The 16,744-nt window shown below is 68.8% G+C and carries 16 protein-coding genes; 3 read left to right on the top strand and 13 right to left on the bottom strand.

Annotated features, from left to right (window positions below; genetic code table 11):
• The 7 genes from EV644_RS14410 to EV644_RS14445 form a co-directional block, all read right to left on the bottom strand.
• Entirely contained in the window at nucleotides 1–240 is a 240-nt protein-coding gene (locus tag EV644_RS14410; protein WP_132188752.1) for a DUF6167 family protein, read from the bottom strand.
• Nucleotides 237–659, bottom strand: a complete 423-nt coding sequence (locus tag EV644_RS14415; protein WP_132188753.1) for a DUF948 domain-containing protein — start codon at nucleotides 657–659, stop codon at nucleotides 237–239. The genes EV644_RS14410 and EV644_RS14415 overlap by 4 nt, the downstream gene beginning before the upstream one ends.
• 213 nt (nucleotides 660–872) lie before the next feature.
• Complete coding sequence (locus EV644_RS14420; RefSeq protein ID WP_132188754.1) at nucleotides 873–2,645, bottom strand: multicopper oxidase family protein; 1,773 nt, start codon at nucleotides 2,643–2,645, stop codon at nucleotides 873–875.
• 114 nt (nucleotides 2,646–2,759) lie between these two features.
• The gene (locus EV644_RS14425) at nucleotides 2,760–3,095 is read right to left on the bottom strand and encodes a nuclear transport factor 2 family protein (protein ID WP_132188755.1); all 336 of its coding nucleotides are present in this window, start codon (nucleotides 3,093–3,095) and stop codon (nucleotides 2,760–2,762) included.
• Nucleotides 3,095–4,459 carry a replication-associated recombination protein A gene (locus tag EV644_RS14430; RefSeq protein WP_132188756.1) on the bottom strand — a complete coding sequence of 455 codons (1,365 nt, stop codon included), beginning with the start codon at nucleotides 4,457–4,459 and terminating at the stop codon, nucleotides 3,095–3,097. The genes EV644_RS14425 and EV644_RS14430 overlap by 1 nt, the downstream gene beginning before the upstream one ends.
• A gap of 333 nt (nucleotides 4,460–4,792) precedes the next feature.
• The gene (secA2, locus tag EV644_RS14440) at nucleotides 4,793–7,339 is read right to left on the bottom strand and encodes an accessory Sec system translocase SecA2 (protein WP_241998145.1); all 2,547 of its coding nucleotides are present in this window, start codon (nucleotides 7,337–7,339) and stop codon (nucleotides 4,793–4,795) included.
• 60 nt (nucleotides 7,340–7,399) lie between these two features.
• On the bottom strand, nucleotides 7,400–8,197 hold the full coding sequence (locus tag EV644_RS14445; RefSeq protein ID WP_132188757.1) for a GNAT family N-acetyltransferase: 798 nt from the start codon (nucleotides 8,195–8,197) through the stop codon (nucleotides 7,400–7,402).
• A 143-nt stretch (nucleotides 8,198–8,340) separates the two neighbouring features.
• Between EV644_RS14445 and EV644_RS14450 the strand changes: the two genes are divergently transcribed.
• The 3 genes from EV644_RS14450 to EV644_RS14460 all read left to right on the top strand — a co-directional run bounded on the left by EV644_RS14450 (nucleotide 8,341) and on the right by EV644_RS14460 (nucleotide 10,989).
• Nucleotides 8,341–9,099, top strand: a complete 759-nt coding sequence (locus tag EV644_RS14450; RefSeq protein ID WP_132188758.1) for a DeoR/GlpR family DNA-binding transcription regulator — start codon at nucleotides 8,341–8,343, stop codon at nucleotides 9,097–9,099.
• The gene (locus EV644_RS14455) at nucleotides 9,099–10,265 is read left to right on the top strand and encodes an MFS transporter (RefSeq protein WP_241998147.1); all 1,167 of its coding nucleotides are present in this window, start codon (nucleotides 9,099–9,101) and stop codon (nucleotides 10,263–10,265) included. Before EV644_RS14450 ends, EV644_RS14455 begins: the two co-directional genes overlap by 1 nt.
• A gap of 100 nt (nucleotides 10,266–10,365) precedes the next feature.
• The gene (locus EV644_RS14460) at nucleotides 10,366–10,989 is read left to right on the top strand and encodes an AMIN-like domain-containing (lipo)protein (protein ID WP_199239810.1); all 624 of its coding nucleotides are present in this window, start codon (nucleotides 10,366–10,368) and stop codon (nucleotides 10,987–10,989) included.
• 236 nt (nucleotides 10,990–11,225) lie between these two features.
• Here the strand turns inward: EV644_RS14460 and EV644_RS14465 are convergent, their stop codons facing one another.
• The 6 genes from EV644_RS14465 to EV644_RS14490 all read right to left on the bottom strand — a co-directional run bounded on the left by EV644_RS14465 (nucleotide 11,226) and on the right by EV644_RS14490 (nucleotide 16,743).
• Nucleotides 11,226–13,247 (bottom strand): GxGYxYP domain-containing protein, encoded by a 2,022-nt coding sequence (locus tag EV644_RS14465; RefSeq protein WP_132188759.1) that lies wholly within the window; start codon nucleotides 13,245–13,247, stop codon nucleotides 11,226–11,228.
• Between the two features lie 164 nt (nucleotides 13,248–13,411).
• The gene (locus EV644_RS14470) at nucleotides 13,412–13,765 is read right to left on the bottom strand and encodes a GntR family transcriptional regulator (protein WP_132188760.1); all 354 of its coding nucleotides are present in this window, start codon (nucleotides 13,763–13,765) and stop codon (nucleotides 13,412–13,414) included.
• A 132-nt stretch (nucleotides 13,766–13,897) separates the two neighbouring features.
• On the bottom strand, nucleotides 13,898–14,323 hold the full coding sequence (locus EV644_RS14475; RefSeq protein ID WP_132188761.1) for a VOC family protein: 426 nt from the start codon (nucleotides 14,321–14,323) through the stop codon (nucleotides 13,898–13,900).
• Complete coding sequence (locus EV644_RS14480; RefSeq protein WP_241998149.1) at nucleotides 14,320–14,787, bottom strand: helix-turn-helix transcriptional regulator; 468 nt, start codon at nucleotides 14,785–14,787, stop codon at nucleotides 14,320–14,322. Before EV644_RS14480 ends, EV644_RS14475 begins: the two co-directional genes overlap by 4 nt.
• Nucleotides 14,788–14,806: 19 nt before the next feature.
• Entirely contained in the window at nucleotides 14,807–15,814 is a 1,008-nt protein-coding gene (locus EV644_RS14485; RefSeq protein ID WP_132188762.1) for an alpha/beta fold hydrolase, read from the bottom strand.
• Complete coding sequence (locus tag EV644_RS14490; RefSeq protein ID WP_132188763.1) at nucleotides 15,811–16,743, bottom strand: acetamidase/formamidase family protein; 933 nt, start codon at nucleotides 16,741–16,743, stop codon at nucleotides 15,811–15,813. The genes EV644_RS14485 and EV644_RS14490 overlap by 4 nt, the downstream gene beginning before the upstream one ends.
• Nucleotide 16,744: the final 1 nt, after the last annotated feature.

Raw genomic sequence — 16,744 nt, forward strand, 5'->3', positions numbered from 1 at the left:
TTACCGGTAGTCCTCACGTTCAGTTGGTGCTGTGTCGATGCCGAGCGCGTCGCGCAGCTCGGTCTCCCGCTCGGCCATGCCCGCCCGCACCTCGTCGCCGAAGTGCCGGATCGCGCTGGCCACCTTCTCCGCGGACTGCTGCAGGCTCTCCGGCGCGAGCACCTGGGCCCGCTTCTTCAGCCGGGTCACCGCGTAGACGCCGACGGCCGTGCCGATGATGAACCACAGGATCCGCTTCACCGGACGTCACCGCGCTTCTTCGCCTTGCGCTCGGCCTTCATCTCTTCCTTCACCCGGCGGGAGACGTCGCGGCGCTGGCTCTCGCCCAGCGCCCGGCGGACGCCGTACGTGAACGCGGCGGCCTTGACCAGCGGACCGCCGGCGGTGGCCGCGAACAGCGACGTGAGCGCCGCCGCGTTGGTGGTCACGGTGCTGGCGTTGTCGGTGATGGTGTCCACCTTCAGCAACTGGGCGTTCGTGGTCGCCACGGTGGTCGTCACCTCACCGATCAGCGGCACGCCGGAGTCCGAGACCCCCTTGACCAGGATCCGGGTCTCGTCGAACACCTTGCCGAGCTTCAGGATCGGATAGGCCAGCAGGCCCACCAGGATCAGCAGCGCGCAGGCCGCGATCAGCCCCGCGACTTCACCGACGCTCATGGAAACGATCCACCTTCCGTTGGTACACCTCGTGGACCGCCCGACTTTATCGCGCGGCAGACCCCGGCCAGTCCCAGGGACACCATCCCTCACATCACAGTCGCCCACCAAACCGATGGACGGCCTTCGCCACCGCGCGTGACGGTGCCATCGCCAGGAGACGCGTGGCACCGCCGGCGGTGCGTGGCGCCGCCAGGCGGTGCGGGGGGACTGCTAGGAGATGACGTAGCGCTGCATCATGTCGTTGTCCTCGTGCTCGAGGATGTGGCAGTGCCAGACGTACTCACCGGTGTAGGTCGCGCCGATCGCCAGCGGGGCACCTCCGGCGGCCTGGGCGCCGAAGGGGACGACGATCCGGGTGACCTCGCCTGGCATGGCCACGACGGTGTCCTTCCAGCCATGCTCGTTGGCCGCAGGTGGAGCGGCCCCGCCGATCAGGAACGGCGTCACCGATGGCGCGATGCCCGGGCTCTGGTACGGGCCGGTGCCGGGCTCGAAGTCGTCGGAACCGTAGACCGCGGTCAGGTAGCGGTCGACATCGAAGCGCTGCCGGTCGAGCAGCTGGAACTGGGTGAAGTGCAGGTGGATCGGGTGCGCGTCGCCGGTGGTGTTGACGAGCTCCCACTGCTCGAGGGTGTCGGCGGCGACCGGTGCCGTCAGGTAGTCGCTGGAGCCGAAGCGCCGGTTGTTCAGCAAGGCCATGAGCGGCGTATCGGCCTCGTCGAGGATCTCGACCAGGGTCATCGTCCGGGTGGCCGCGACCGGGCGACCCGCCAGCCGGGTGATGGGTGTCGCCCGCAGCCGGGCCGGAAGCGGAGCCGTGTACCCGGTGGCGGCGGTGACGGTGAACCGCATGATCTGACTCAGCGGCGCGCCACCGCGACGAGTTGCCTGTGGTCCGTCCGGGAAGGGCGTCCGTGCACTGTTCGCGAGGACGACTGTGCTCCCGGCCGGCAGCGCGGCGAAGTCGACCACCAGGTCGGCCCGCTCGCCGGGTCCGAGGGTCAGCTTGCTCATCCGGACCGGAGCGTCCAGCAGACCGCCGTCCGTGCCGAGCTGGTGGAAGCTGAGACTGTTCCCGGCCACCATGAACTTCAGCAGGTAGAAGCGGGCGTTGGACCCGTTGTAGACCCGGAAGCGGTACTTCCCCCGCGCCACGTCCAGGTTCGGCCAGGCCTTGCCGTTCACGGTCGCGACGTCGCCGAAGAACTCCGGCGCCCACGGACGGGGCGTGGTCGGGTTCGGGTTCGCGGGGTAGGCGAACGTCCCGTCGGCCGCGAACATGCGGTCCTGGATCACCAGCGGCACCTCATAGGGCGGGGCGGGGAGACGGCTGCCGTCGCCCGGATCGTCGTCGTTGCGGATGAGGTAGCCGCCCGCCAGCCCGGCGTACACGTTCAGCCGGGTGATTGCCAGCGCGTGGTCGTGGTACCAGAGTCCGGCGGCCTCCTGCCGGTTCTCGTAGGAGTAGGTGAACGACGCTCCCAGTCCGAACACGTCCAGCGGACCGCCGTCGAACTCCGGGCGGGTGTTGCCACCGTGCAGGTGGGTCGCGGCGCGCGGACCCACCGCATCGTCGGTTCCGGCCGGCAGCAGCCCTTCTCCGACCGCGTCGTCGATCAGTCCGTCGTCGATGGCGAACGCGAGCGGGTGCGCGCCGAGCTCGTTGCTCACGGTCAGGTCGAAGGCGGTGTTCTGCCGGGCGACGATGACCGGTCCGAGGTAGGTCTGCGATCCGGTGGAACTGCGGTATGCGAACGTCGGTGTCGGGGCCAGCGCGCCGTGGAAGCGGTGAGTCGCGTTGACCATCCGCAAGGTCGCGCTGCCGCCGGCGGTTGCATCGACGACGCCGAGTTCGGACAAGGTCGGCAGTTGCTCCGTGAACATCGTCATACCTGCTGGAACCGCGGCGGCGTCCGCCGAGAACCGCACGGGAATCGCGAGACCTGCGCTGACCTGGAGCAGCCGTCTCCTACTGATCGCCATGATGGCCCCCTTTGTCTTCCCCGTGTCCGAGCTGCTTTTCCTCATGGCAGCGCGAGGACCGCGGCCGGGGCAGAGCCATATGCCATCGCTGGGCGGGTCCAAGGACCTGTCCGGTCAGCGATCGTCGAGGCTCTGCGGGGAATCGTCGAAGGTCACCGTCAGCGCCGCCACCCTGCCGTCGGGGGTCCAGGACAGGTGCATGGCCCCGGTGCCTCCGCTGGACCAGCGGAAGCGGGCTTCGTCGCTGTTCGTGGTCAGCAGGGTCATGATTTCGGTGGGTGGGTTGTCGCGGTAGGCCTGGGTGATCGCGAGGCGGCCCTCGTACGGTCCGGCGGGGACGCCGACGAAGGTCATCGTGGCGTCGTCGGCGAAGCGGGTGGCGAAGCTGGCCCAGTCGCCGGTGGTGACGGCGAGGTTGAAGGCCTCGACGTGCGCGGCGACCCGGTCCATCAGCGGTCCTTGAGGATCTTGCGGATGTTGGCGAGGCGCTCGGCGTACGCCGCCTCGCCGCCGCGGCGGGTGGGTTTGTAGTACTCCGCGTCGTCCACAACGTCGGGCGCGTACTGCTGCGGGACCACACCGCGCGGATCGTTGTGGGAGTACTGGTACGACGAGCCGTGGCCGATCTTCTTGGCGCCGGCGTAGTGGGCGTCGCGCAGATGGGGTGGGACCGGACCGACCTTGCCCGCCTTCACATCGGCGATGGCCGCGTCGATCGCCATGATCACCGCATTCGACTTCGGCGCCAGCGCGAGCGCGACCACCGCCTGGGCGAGGTTGATCCGGGCCTCGGGCATGCCGATCAGCTGCACCGCGTCGGCCGCCGCCACCGCGACGCCGAGCGCGGTCGGGTCGCCCATGCCGATGTCCTCGCTCGCCGAGATCACCAGCCGGCGGGCAATGAACCGGGGGTCCTCACCGGCCTCGATCATCCGGGCCAGGTAGTGCATCGCGGCGTCCACGTCGGAGCCGCGGATCGACTTGATCAGCGCGGAGGCGACGTCGTAATGCTGGTCGCCGGCGCGGTCATACCGGACGGCGGCCCGGTCGACCGCGGTCTCCAGGGTCTTCAGGTCGATGGTGGCCGCCTGCTTGGCTCGGGCTCCACCGGCGGCTGCCTCGAGGTACGTGAGTGCACGACGCGCGTCTCCCCCGGCCATCCGGAGCAGGTGCGCGCGGGCGTCCTCGTCGAGCTCGAACTCACCGTTCAGGCCGCGCTCGTCGGTCAGGGCCCGATCGAGCAGTACTGCGATGTCGTCGTCGGTGAGTGATTCGAGCGTCAGCAGCAGGGAGCGCGAGAGGAGCGGGGAGATGACGGAGAAGAACGGGTTCTCGGTGGTCGCGGCGACGAGGGTGACCCAGCGGTTCTCGACTCCTGGGAGGAGGGCGTCTTGTTGTGCCTTGGTGAAGCGGTGTACCTCGTCGATGAACAACACGGTCTCGACTGTGTTGCCTGGCCGGGAAAGGTCACGCCGAGCGCCGTCGATCACCTGGCGGACGTCCTTCACTCCCGCGGTGACGGCGGACAGCTCGACGAACCTCCGGTTCGTCTGGTGCGAGACAACCGCCGCGATGGTCGTCTTCCCCGTCCCGGGAGGGCCCCACAGGAGCAGCGACATCGGCTGGTCGCCCTCGACCAGCCGTCGCAACGGCGACCCGGGGGCCAGCAGGTGCTGCTGCCCTACCAGCTCATCCAGACTCCGTGGCCGCATCCGGACCGCCAGCGGGGCGGAGGTGTGGTCGACATCAGCCAGGCTGCCACCCCCACGAGCAGGCGCGGGCGCACCGGGAAGATCGAACAGACCGTCACTCACCCGACGAGCCTACCTACGCCGACCGACACTCCCCCCAACCAGGCGGAGCCCAGCCCAGCAAGGCCACCGAGCGGACGAGGTCTGCCGAGTGTTGCCAAGGGGCCGAGGTTGCCCGATGGCGGCTTCCTTGGCGACTGGCGCCTCGTAGGGCGCCACCGGTCGAACAACCCTCCACCGGCCGCGCGAGAACCCACATCGCTCACCCTGGCGCGGGCGAGTTCTCGGGACCTCGGGCAGGTCGCCCTGTGCCAAGTTCCCCAAGATGGGGCCAGGTGCCGGCTTTCTGACCGGGGTCTCCGAGTTTCAGTTCGGGTTGGACGATCCGGCTCGGGGTTACTTCTTCTCGTCCTGGTCGTCCGCCTCGCGCAGTTCCTCGGGCAGTTCGTCGTCATCGACCTCGCGCAGGTCGTCCGGGAGGTCGTCGCCGGCGTCGCGGAGTTCCTCGGGGAGATCGTCGTCGGCCTCGCGGAGTTCTTCCGGGAGATCGTCGTCGTCCAGGTCGCGGAGTTCCTCAGGGAGGTCTTCGAATTCCTCTTCCGGGATTTCCTCCGCCTGGGCGGCGGATTCCGGCTTGATGGCGTTGCGGAGGCGGCCGAGGATGCGGTCGGCCTCGGTGCCGAAGGGGTTGTCGTTGACCAGGTAGGTCCAGGTCGCCGTCGGCCGCGGTACACCGGAGGCTGCCTCGTCCAGGCCGGCCTCGGTGATCTCGGCCTCGGTGAACGTCTCCGCCACTTCCTTCCAGGCGTCCGCGATCAGGTCGTCGAAGGAGGCGATCGCGGACTTGTTGAACTCGTCGATCGGCTTCAGGTGCACGATGCCGCCGGCCAGCGACCGCAGGTGGATCCCCTCGCGCAGATCGGCGAGATAGGCCAGGTGATCGGTCCACTTCCGGTCCAGGTGGTGCAGCGCGATCTTGCGGGCCGCGTCCTTGACCTTGTCCTCGCCGATCTCCTCGACCAGTTCGTCGTACCGCTCCTTGGCCCGCTCGGCGAGCTCATCGGCGGCGAGATCCTCGGTCAGCACCTTCTCCCGGGTGTCGAGCAGGATCGCCCGCTGCTGTCCGGTCAGCCGGTGGTACGACCACGTCGTACGGTGCAGCTCGGCGTTCGCACCGTCCGCCACACGCTGGGAGTGCTCGAGCATCCCGATCGCCTTGCGGTCGGTGAGCCGCCCGTTCTCGTCCGGCGACGGCCGCAGCCCCGACGTCACGGAGTACCGGGTGACGAGTTCGTCGGCGAGGCTGGCGAAGAACAGCGAGCCGCCCGGGTCGCCCTGACGGCCGGCGCGACCGCGCAGTTGGTCGTCGAGCCGGCGGGAGGCGTGCAGGCCGGTGCCGATCACATACAGCCCGCCCAGCTCGACCGCCCGGTCCTTGTCGTGCGACTCGTCCCGTCCGCCGAGCCGGATGTCGGTACCGCGACCGGCCATCTGCGTCGACACTGTCACCGTTTCCGGCACACCCGCCTCGGCGACGATCGCGGCCTCTTCGGCGTCGTTCTTCGCGTTCAGTACGACGTGCGGCACTTCAGCCGCCTCGAGCAGATCGCTCAGCTGCTCGGACTCCTCGACGCTGTGCGTGCCGATCAGGATCGGGCGGCCGGTCTCGTGCACCTCGGCGATGTGCTCGACCAGCGCCTTGTTCTTCTGCTCGACGGTCAGGTACAGCCGGTCCTGCTCGTCGACACGGACGTTCGGCTTGTTCGGCGGGACGACCGCGACCTCGACCTTGTAGAACTCCTGCAACTGCTCGCCGACGACGACCGCCGTACCGGTCATTCCGCAAAGGGTCGGGTAGCTGCTGACCAGCGCCTGCACGGTCATGCTGTCGAGGACCTCGCCGGAGTCGCTGACCGGCACGGCCTCCTTCGCCTCGACCGCGGCCTGCAGACCGTCGGGCCAGCGCTGCAGTTTGGCGATCCGGCCGCGGCTGTTGTTGATCAGGTTGACCTTGCCGTCGCGGACCAGGTAGTCGACGTCCTTGCGCAGCAGCACCTCCGCGTGCAGCGCGACGTTGATCTGGGTCAGCTGCTCGAGGTTCTCGTCCTCGTAGAGGTTGATGCCACCGAGGTGCTCCTCGACCTTGTCCGTGCCCTTGTCGGTCAGCGCGACCGTACGGCCGTCGCCGTCGATCTCGTAGTCGATCCGGGCGCGCAGCGTGCGGACCAGGGCGACGACGTTGTCGTCCAGCTCCTCGGTCCGGGTCGCGCCCGCGAGCACCAGCGGCACCCGGGCCTCGTCGATCAACACCGAGTCGGCCTCGTCCACCAGTGCGACGTCGGGCTTGACCGTCACCCTGTCCGCGACGTCGTCGACCAGCCGGTCCCGCAGTACGTCGAACCCGAGCTCGCTGACCGGGGCGTAGCAGACGTCCGCCTGGTAGGCCTCGCGACGCTCCTCCGGGGTGGACGCCTGGCCGATGTAGCTGACGGAGATGCCGAGCAGCTTGTAGACCGGGCCCATCCACTCGGCGTCGCGGCGGGCCAGGTAGTCGTTCACGGCCATCACCTGGACGCGGTGGCCGCCCATCGCGTACCCGGCGGCGGCGAACGCACCGGCCAGCGTCTTGCCCTCACCGGTGGCCATCTCGACGATCCGGCCGCGCAGCAGCGCCAGCGCGCCGACGATCTGGCCGTCGAAAGCCCGCTCGCCGATCGCCCGCTTGCCCGCCTCCCGAGCCAGCGCGAGGAACTCGATCAGGTCGTCCTCGTCGAGGGCCTCGGGCTTGCGCATCTCGGTGACGACCTCGGTGAGCTCGTCGTCGGTCAGCTCCTGGAGCGACTCCTCGGCCGCAGCGACCAGAGCCGTCAGCTTCTCGTACGGGCCGAGGTCGATCGAGCCGGGGCGCTGCAGAAGCCGGCGGAAGCGCGAGGTCAGTTTCATGGCCATGATCTCCGCAACGTACAACCTCGGCCGCTCGTTCCGCGCACCGGCCCGGGCGAGTCAGACGGAGAACTGGTACGGCGTGGTGGTGGTGACCGCGTGCAGGCCGAGCTTCTGCAGGATCGGGCGCGAGTCCTCGGACGCGTCCACCCGGAGGAACTCGTACCCGCGGTCCTTCGCGATCCGGGCCCGGTGCGCCAGGATCGCGCTGTACAACCCCTGCCGCCGCCACTCCGGCAACGTCCCGCCACCCCACAGGCTCGCGAACCCCGTCCCCGGGTGGAACCGGATCCACGCGGCCGTGAGCGCGGGTCCGTCCGGCCCGTTGAGCGCTTCCTCGATCAGGGTGACGACCAGCCGGTCAGGGAACAGCTTCGACTCGTTCGCCAGCCGCTCCTCGATCCGCTCCAGCCCGTTGTTCCAGAGCGTGTCCATCAGTACGGCGATCCGGTGGAAGTCGGCCTGCTCGTGCACATCGCGCAACCGCACCTTCGACGGCAACGCGCTCGGCCGCTCCAGGATCCGGTCCACCTCGCCGAGGATGAGCGTCTCCGGCTCCTCCGCCACGAACCCCGCCCGGACCAGCCGCTCCCCCAGATCCGCCGGCTCGTCGTACGCGTAGGTCTTCCACTCGAACGACAACCCACGCTCGCGGAAGAACTCGACCTGGCCGGCGATCACCGCGTCCGGGTCGTCGCCGAGCCCGCGTGGCGTCTCGACGAATCCGCCGCCACCCGGCCCCTCGGCGTACGAGCGATGCACGAGGCCGTCCAGTTCCTGCTTCCAGCCGGGAATGGTGTCGGCGTCCGGCAGGCGGATGCGTCGGTGGAACACGTCGAGAAGCTCATCAGGTGTCATCAGGCGCCATCTTGTCCCCTGCACCGTCGACCGTCACCCCTATTTAGGACCACCCGCCTCGTGATCGACGTCGCTCACCACTGGTGAGACCGCGACCCGTTAACCGAGTTGCGAACGAACATCAGGCCTGTTCGAATGGACAGGTGAACAGTGAGGAACGCCTGAGGTTCGTCGTCGAGGAGCTGGCCCGCACCGGCCGGGTCGGGGTCGCCGAACTCGCCCACGACACCGGCACGTCGGAGATGACGATCCGCCGCGACCTGGACCTGCTGCAGAGCCAAGGACTGGTACGCCGGGTCCGGGGCGGCGCGGTCGGTGTCGCGCTGCGGGGCGAGGTGATCCCGTTCACGCTGCGCGACAAGCAGGGCAAGGAGGTCAAGCGCCGGCTGGCGGCCGCCGTCGCCGAGCTGATCAGCGACGGTGAGGCGGTCGCCCTGGACAACGGCACCACCTGCCTCGCGGTGGCCCGCGAACTCTCCGGCCGCGCGATCACGGTGATGCCGTTGTCGCTCCACTCGGCCGTGGTGCTCGGTGAATCCGCCCGGACGAAGCTGATCATGCCGGGCGGCGAAGTCAGCTCCCCCGAGCTCGCGTCGTACGGCGCGACCGCCGAGGCCGGAGTACGAGGGATTCATTTCGACACGGCGGTGGTCAGCAGTTGTGCGGCGTTGCCGGCGCACGGGCTGACCACGAACACGCTCGCGGACGCGGCGATGAAGCGTGCGCTGATCGAGTCGTCGGCGCGGGTGGTGCTCGCGATCGAGTCCGCGAAGCTCGAACGGACCGCGATGGTGACCGTGGCCGGAGCTGACGCCGTCGATGTGCTCGTCACCGACGCTGATGCCGACGCGGCGGCGCTCGAGGTCTATCGATCCGCTGACGTCGAGATTCGGCTCGCCTGATGACGGCGACGGAGACTCCGCCGGTGATGTCGACCCGGACCGCGGCTGTCGCGGTCGGGCTGCTGTTCATCACCAATGGCGCTCTGATCGGTGGGGTCGGCGGCGCGCTGCCGGCTCTGCGCGAGCGGCTCGAGGTCAGCGCCTCGGGCCTTTCCCTGCTGCTGTTCTGTTTGGCCGCCTCCGCTGTCATCTCCATGCAGATCGGTGGACGGCTGGCGGACAGGATCGGCGCCCGGCCGGTGGCGCTCTGCACGCTCACCCTGCTGGCCGTCGGAGTCGGCTTGCTCGCCCTCACGTCATCGTTGCCCTGGGCAATCGTCGCGATGGTGCTGGCCGGGCTCGGCAACGGCGCGATGGACGTGGCGATGAACTCGCTCGGCGTCGAGGTGGAACAGGCCCGGCCGAAACCGATCATGAGCCGGTTCCACGCGTTCTGGAGCCTGGGCAACCTCACCGCGGCCGGCACGATCGTGCTGATCGCGCGCATCTTCGACCGGACCGGCGGCGCGAACGTCGGACCGGCGCTCGGCACCCTCTGCACAGCCGGGCTGATCTCGATCGCGGTCTGCTTCCGGATCGTGCCGGTCGGCCGGAAGATCGAGCACAAGTTGGACGGCGTCCGGACCGCGATCCCCCGGCTGGCCTGGGCGCTCGGGCTGATGGCGTTCTGCTTCGGCCTCGCCGAGGGCACGGCCGTCGACTGGTCGTCCGTCCATGTCACCGACGTGGCCAAGATCGACCCGTCGACCGGCGCACTCGGTCTGGTCGCGGTCAGCGGCTTCATGGTGATCATCCGCTTGCTTGGCGACCAGGCTGTCGCACGCGTCGGGCGTCGCGCCGTGGTCCGCGTCGGTGCGGTTACAGCGATTGCCGGCTACCTGGTGACGGTCTTCACCCAGCCGCTGCCCTTGCTGCTGGTCGGATGGGCGCTTGTCGGCCTCGGGGTCGGACTGGTCGCTCCGCAGGTCTACGCGGTCGCAGGCCACGTCGGCGATGGTCGCATGCTCGCGATCGTGGTGACCTTCGGGTACGCCGCTTTCCTCGTCGGGCCGGCCATCATCGGCCAACTGGTCGAGCATTTCGGCGTCCAGCACGCGATGGTTCTGCCGCTGGTCCTGTCCGGCTGCCTGGTCGCGGTTTCGGGCGTTCTCCCCCGGGACGACTGATCGCCGTGGGTGCTCACTCGGGCACCTGAAATTACCGACGGATTATGTCAACTCAGGTCCCCCTGAACGCATCTAACAGTTGTCTCTAAGGGGGGACATCATGAAGCACTTCCACACCATCCGTAATCCGCTCCACCGACCGATCCGCACCGCCTTCGCCGTCCTGGCGATCGCCGCGGTTCCGGCGGCCGCGATCGCTGTGCCGGCACTCGCCGGCCAGACGACCACAACCAACACGACGGCCACCATGGCCGCCGCCACCACCAAGTGCCCGACCGGCTGGGGCTCGTTGCCCGAGGCCAACAACAAGATGAGCGCCGCCAAGCTGACGAACGTCCGGACCGGACGGCACGCCTGTTTCGACCGGATCGTCTTCGACCTCGCGGGGAAGCCGACGGGGTACCACGTGTCGTACGTGAAGAACGTCTACACCGACGGTCAGGGTGCTCTCGTCCCGCTCCGCGGTGGCGCCAAGCTCCAGTTGGTCGTCCGCGGTGCGGACTACAACGACGCGGGCGTCTCGACCTACAAGCCGGCGAACCGGCGTGAACTGACGAACGTCACCGGCTACCAGACCTTCCGCCAGGTCGCCTACGCCGGCAGCTTCGAAGGCCAGACCACGATCGGGCTGGGTGTCCGCGCCCGCCTCCCGTTCCGCGTCCTCACCCTCACCGGCCCCGGCAACACCAGCCGCGTGGTCGTCGATGTCGCCCATCGCTGGTAGTCAGCCCCCACCCCCACCTGGGCCTGCCGTCCCCCCACGGCAGGTCCAGCCCCATGCCTGCCGCCCGCCGACCAAACTCCTGAAACCTCAACGCCAGCAGTAACTTTCGGCCCCTCGAGAGCATCTGACAAGTGTCCTTGAGGGGGGTATAGCCGGATCGTCGTCGACGTCGCGCACAGCTGGTAGCACCGCCTCACCTGGACCTGCCGCAAGCGCTGCGGCAGGTCCAGCTGCTGTCAGAGGGTGCGGTTGAGGAGGTCGAAGAAGGCGTTGCCCAGCAGTAGTTCGTAGGGGGCCTTGAGGAGCTTGGCGAGTTCGGCGACGTCCGTGGGGGTCCAGGACCAGGCGTTGATGCCACCGGCGATGAACAAGGGTGACTTGCCGTCCCAGTCGGCGATGTGGGCATCCAGGGCGGCCTTGTACTCCGCGGCCTTGCCAGGCGGGGAGAAGTTGCCGATCACGGGGATACCGCCACGGCGTACGAGCAGGTCGCCGGCTTCCCAGGACTGGATGATGCCGCGGAGCGGGGTGTGCTCGGCGTACGAGCGGCCGATCTCCTCGGAGAACGGCACCCACTTGTCGTTCTCGCGGTGGTTGTAGGCGTAGACGAGGTCCATGCCGGTACTGCGCATGAACCGCCCCGACAGCTTCATGTACTCGTCGACCTCATCCGCCGGCCAGGCCCCCGGGTAGGTGTAGCCGGCTCCGGATGGCCCGCAGATCAGCAGGTCGTTCTTGGTCGCGGTGCGCTGGTAGTGGCTGAACAGCGCCGGGCCGACCTCGGCGAGCAACGGGCTGACAGTCCAGTTGACCGGTGCCTCACCGCGGTGCGGGTCGTCCCACAGATCGCGCATGTGCCGCTGGCAGTACTGCACGTTGTCGCCCTCGCCGAAGGTCAGCGTGAGGAAGACCTTGTTCCCGGGCTTGGCCGGAGTCAGCTTGCGGACCTTGTCGGAGATCGGCGCGGACACCCCGGAGTGCACGGTGCCGTTCATGTAGAAGTCCGCCGGCAGCACCTCGACCCCGCCTTGCGCGGCGAGATCGACGCCACTCCACTCCCCCGCGACGTCGTTGGAGAACCACCCGGCGTACGGCGCGGTGGGCGCCACCTTGTCGAAGTGTTCCTTGAGCAGGTCGCCGGTCGGGCCGTTCGGCGGCAGCCAGCTGACGAGGGCCTTCGTCGCGACCACGTAGTCACGGAAGTACGGGAACGCCTCGACGCGGGTGGGCGCGGTATCGGTGGCCGTCACGAGGTACTGGTTCCACATCTCGACCGTGACGGTCAGAGAGGTGGTCCCGGCCGGCGGCGTGAACTTGTAGATGAAGTAGCCGCCGCCGTCGCTGAAGCGGTTGCCCTCGCCGCCGATCGACGAGTTCAGCCCGTCGAAGAGGAACGGCGTCTCGGCGTCCGTGCCGGGCAGGAAGTTCGCGATCTCGACGCCGTTCGCCTTGGCCGACACCGACGCCACCGAGGCACCCCAGCCGTCGTCGCCGAAGGAGTCCCCGAAGCGGACGTACACGGCCTCCTTGCCGAGCGCGGGCGACACGTCGAGCGTGTAGCTGCCGCGGTTCGACGAGTCACGGATCTGCCGGGTCTCGCGAGCGATCTCGTGCCAGGTGAGGTTCTCGGCCTGGACCACCATCGTCGGCGGCAACCCGGTGAGCAGTTGGTGAGTGCACCGCGGGAACAGGTTCTCCAACTGCCAGCGGTACGTCTTCACCCGGTCGCCGTCGAACTTCCCGCGCAGGTCCTGGACGATCCGCAGGCCGTGCGCCTTCGCCTGCGCGGCATCCGCGACCACCGCGTTCTCCAGGCCGGCCAAGGTTGTTGCCACGTTGAGCGAGTCGATCACGTCCGGGTCGTGGACGATCGCGCCACGCACGCGATGCCTGTACTTCGCGACCAGCTCGAGCGGATCGGCGTACCGGGTCGTCGGGAGCCCGGTGTCCCTGAGCCAGCGGGCGTCCACGCCGTCCGGACCGCCCGGCGAGAAGAGGAAGTACAGCTCCGGGCTGCTGCGGTTGACGACACCCTGCAAGGTGGTGAGCAGGGTCTGATCGCCGCCGCTGAGCTTGCTGACATCGCCGTAGTGCAGGTGTTCCGGCCTGCCGAAGGCCGGCAGCAATCGGCGGGCCGCGTTGGCGGCATCACCAGTGCCACCGGCTCCCGCCGCCGCGGCGGACTGAGCCGGGATCAACCCGAACCCGCCGGCCGTCAGGGCGCCGGTACCCGCCAGGAACGTTCGTCTCGACACCATCGTGACCACTCCCCTGTGGTTGACATCGCTGTCAAATGACGGGGAGATTAGCCACCTTCACTCCTCGTCTCGAGAGCTCGGACAACGTTGTCGGCAAATTGCCCCCAACTTGCTTGGAATCGTTTCCGTCCGGAACCGTCAACCGACTTCGCGCAACTCCGGGATCACCAGGCTTCGTTGAGGACCCGGGTGGCCTCGGCGATGCTGAGACCCGCCCTCCGTGCGGCCCGGGCGAACACGGTCGCCGCCGCCCGCGTCTCCTCGTCGTCGACCTGACTGCGCGACGCCAGCACGAACGTCCCGTTCCGCCCGCGCGTCTCCACCAGCCGGTCCGCTTCCAGTTCCTTGTACGCCCGCGCGACGGTGTTCACCGCCAGCCCCAGCTCGCCGGCCAACTGCCGGACCGTCGGCAACCGCGTCCCCTGCGCCAGCTCCCCCCGCCGGATCAGCTGCTCGATCTGCTGCTTCACCTGCTCGTACGGCGGCCGGGAGGCGGCCGGATCCACCGAAATGATCATCCGATCACCCGCCGCGAACGCCGCAGCCCCCACTTCGTACCCGACATCAGCCTCGTCACTCCCCTGACTCCCCGAGTTGTTTGTGCCAAATGTATTGACACAAACAACCCAGAGTCAAGCACTGCCGGAAGGTCAGGCGAAGTCCTCCGGGCTGTAGGGCTTCTCCTCGATCAGGACGAGCCAGTTGCCGGAGTTGTCGCGCAGCACGGCCTCCACGCCGTACGGGCGGTCCGAGGGTTCCTGGATGTACTCGACGCCCTTGGCGACCAGCTCGTCGAAGGTCTTGCGGCAGTTGTCGACGCGGATGCCGAAGCCGTGCATCGACCCCTTCGCCATGATCCGGCGGATCGACTCGGCCGACTCCTCGTCCATCGGCGGGCCGGGCTTCATCAGCGCCAGCCGGAGCTCCGGGTGGTCCGCCTGGTAGACGGTGCACCAGTGGAAGTCCGGCAGCTTGATGTCCTCCTTCAGCACGAACCCCAGCTTCTCGGTGTAGAAGACCTTGGACTCGTCGATGTCGTTCACATAGACGGTCACCAGGCTGACGTTGGTGATCACGGTTCCTCCTCGTCGTCGCGGTCGGTACGACGGTAGGGCGGCGGTGGCCCGGCGTGCTTCTCCGGAATTGCTGAGTTCAGCCCGAGCATGAACACGAAGCAGCCGGGGATCCTCGGGCCCGCCTGGGTCCGCTGGTACCGCGACGGGCTGACCCCGACCAGCTCGGCGAACCGCCGGGAGAACGAGCCGAGGCTGGCGTACCCGACCAGTCCGCAGACCTCCGTCACGGTCAGGTTGGTGGCCCGGAGCAGGTCCGCGGCACGCTCGATCCGGCGGCGGGTGACGTACTGCATCGGGGTCTCGCCGTACTCCGCGGCGAAACAGCGCAGGAAATGGTACTTCGAGACGCCCGCCGCCGCGGCCAGCCCGGCCAGGTCGAGCGGCTCCGCATAGTTGCGATCAGCAACATCCCTGGCGCGGCGCAGGTGCGGCAGCAGCTCGATCGGAACCTGAGCGATCGTCACCCCCCGACTCTCCCATACCTCAGGAAGCGAGCCAGTCGCGTACGTGCTCGCGGAGGAAGGCGAGATCGGCGGGGATGTCCCGTGGCGACCCGGCCCGGTGGCCCCAGAGGCTCGGGATCTCGACCAGTTCCGCCTTGCGCAGCGAGGCCAGCTCGAGTTCGTTGTCGGCGGTGCGGAAGTACAGATCGGTGGCCGAGGGCAGCAGCAGAACCCGGGCAACGATGGCCCCCAGCGCAGCGTCCAGGTCACCCGCGTACGGCGTACTGATGTCGGCCTCGAGCCAGGTGAGCGCCTGCGCGTACTGGTCGGCCGAGCTGCTCTCGGCGAAGCGGTCCACCCAGTCGGTCTGCAGGAACGTGTCGAGATCCGGAGCGCCCAGCGACTCGAAGAGCCGTTCGCGGTAGAAGTCCTGGCTCAGCCCCCAGCCGGCGTACACGTGCGCGAAGGCTCGTTTGGCGGCGACCGGCTCGGCGCTGAACCGGCCGTTGCCCAGGTGCTCCGGCGCCGCCTCGAGAATGCTGAGCAGCCCGGTCAGGAAGACCCGGTTGTGCAGGGAGGTCCGGGCACTTCCGCAGACGACGATCGCCCGCTCGACCACGTCCGGGTAGAGCGACGCCCAGTGGTAGGCCTGCCCCGCCCCCATCGAGAACCCGTACGCCGCGGCCAGCCGGGTGATCCCGAAGTACTCACTGAGCAGCCGGTACTGCACGTGCACGTTGTCCGCCATCGTCACGAGGGACGGGAACTCCGGATCGGACGACGCGCTGGACGAGAGTCCGTTGCTGAACAGGTCCGGCATCACGATGAACCAGCGCTCGGGATCCAGCACCCCGTCCGGACCGATCAACCAGTCCTGCGTCTCGTGCGTCGCCCCGTAGCTGCACGGGTAGACGATCACGTTGTCCTTCGCCGGAGAGAGCGTGCCGTGGGTCTGCCAGGCCAGCTCGGCCCCGCGGATGACGCCGCCGCGCTCGACGGGGAGGTCGCCCAGCTCGAAGACTCCGGTCTCCACCGGCCAGGACGTCACGCCAGTACTCCGGCCGGCAGCAGCGCGTGGACGCCCCAGGTCTGGTTGGCGACCTGGGTGATCCTCAGATCGACAGCCGTGCTCGCAAGGGCCAGGGCGGTGCTCTTGTCCACGTCGTGGATCACCTGCATCCAGCCGACCATCGCGTCCAGCGCGTCGCCCATCGCGACATCGAGGTCCGGGTCGAACCCGAAGGTGACCCGTCCCGCCGGCGTCTCGGCGTGGATGGTCCCGATCGCACCCTGCACCAGGTCCACTGTCAGCGTGGTGGTCATCGGGCACTCGATCGCCGTACCGCCGACCTCGCCGTCGCCCTGGGCGGCGTGTCCGTCCCCGAGGCTGAGCATCGCGCCGAGGACGGACACGGGCAGGTAGAGCGTCGAGCCGGCCACCAGCTCCTTGCAGTCGATGTTCCCGCCGCCGACAGCGCGCGGCGGGATCGTCGAGTACTCGCCGGTGGCATCCGGTGCGACGCCGATGACACCGAGGAACGGCGCCAGGTCGCGGGTGAAGCCGCCGTTGCAGCTGCCCTTGCCCGCTTCAGGATCCAGCTCCCAGAGCAGCCAGGCAGGCGGCTGGTCCGTGATGCCGAGGCGCTCGGTGATCGGGGATTTCAGCGCACCCGCGACGGTCCAGCCCCAGGGATCGGGTGTCAGGGAGACGAGCTGGACTGCGAGCACATCGCCGGGCATGGCGCCCCGGACAGCGATCGGACCGGTCAGGCAGTGCCCTCGCGACTCGGTGAACATCGTCGGTTGCTTCTCGCCCGGGAAGGTCTGCGGCGAGAGGTAGCCGGACGCGTCGAGCGAGTGGACGACGAGAGTGTCCCCGGCGTCCACGCTCAGCACCGGCGGGCGTTCCGCGGTGAACACGTCGACGGTCGTGCCGGGAGTGGCGTCGAGCTTGTGGGTGGTGTCCTGGATGGTCATC

It is taken from the genome of Kribbella orskensis (genome assembly GCF_004342085.1).
GTDB lineage: Bacteria > Actinomycetota > Actinomycetes > Propionibacteriales > Kribbellaceae > Kribbella > Kribbella orskensis.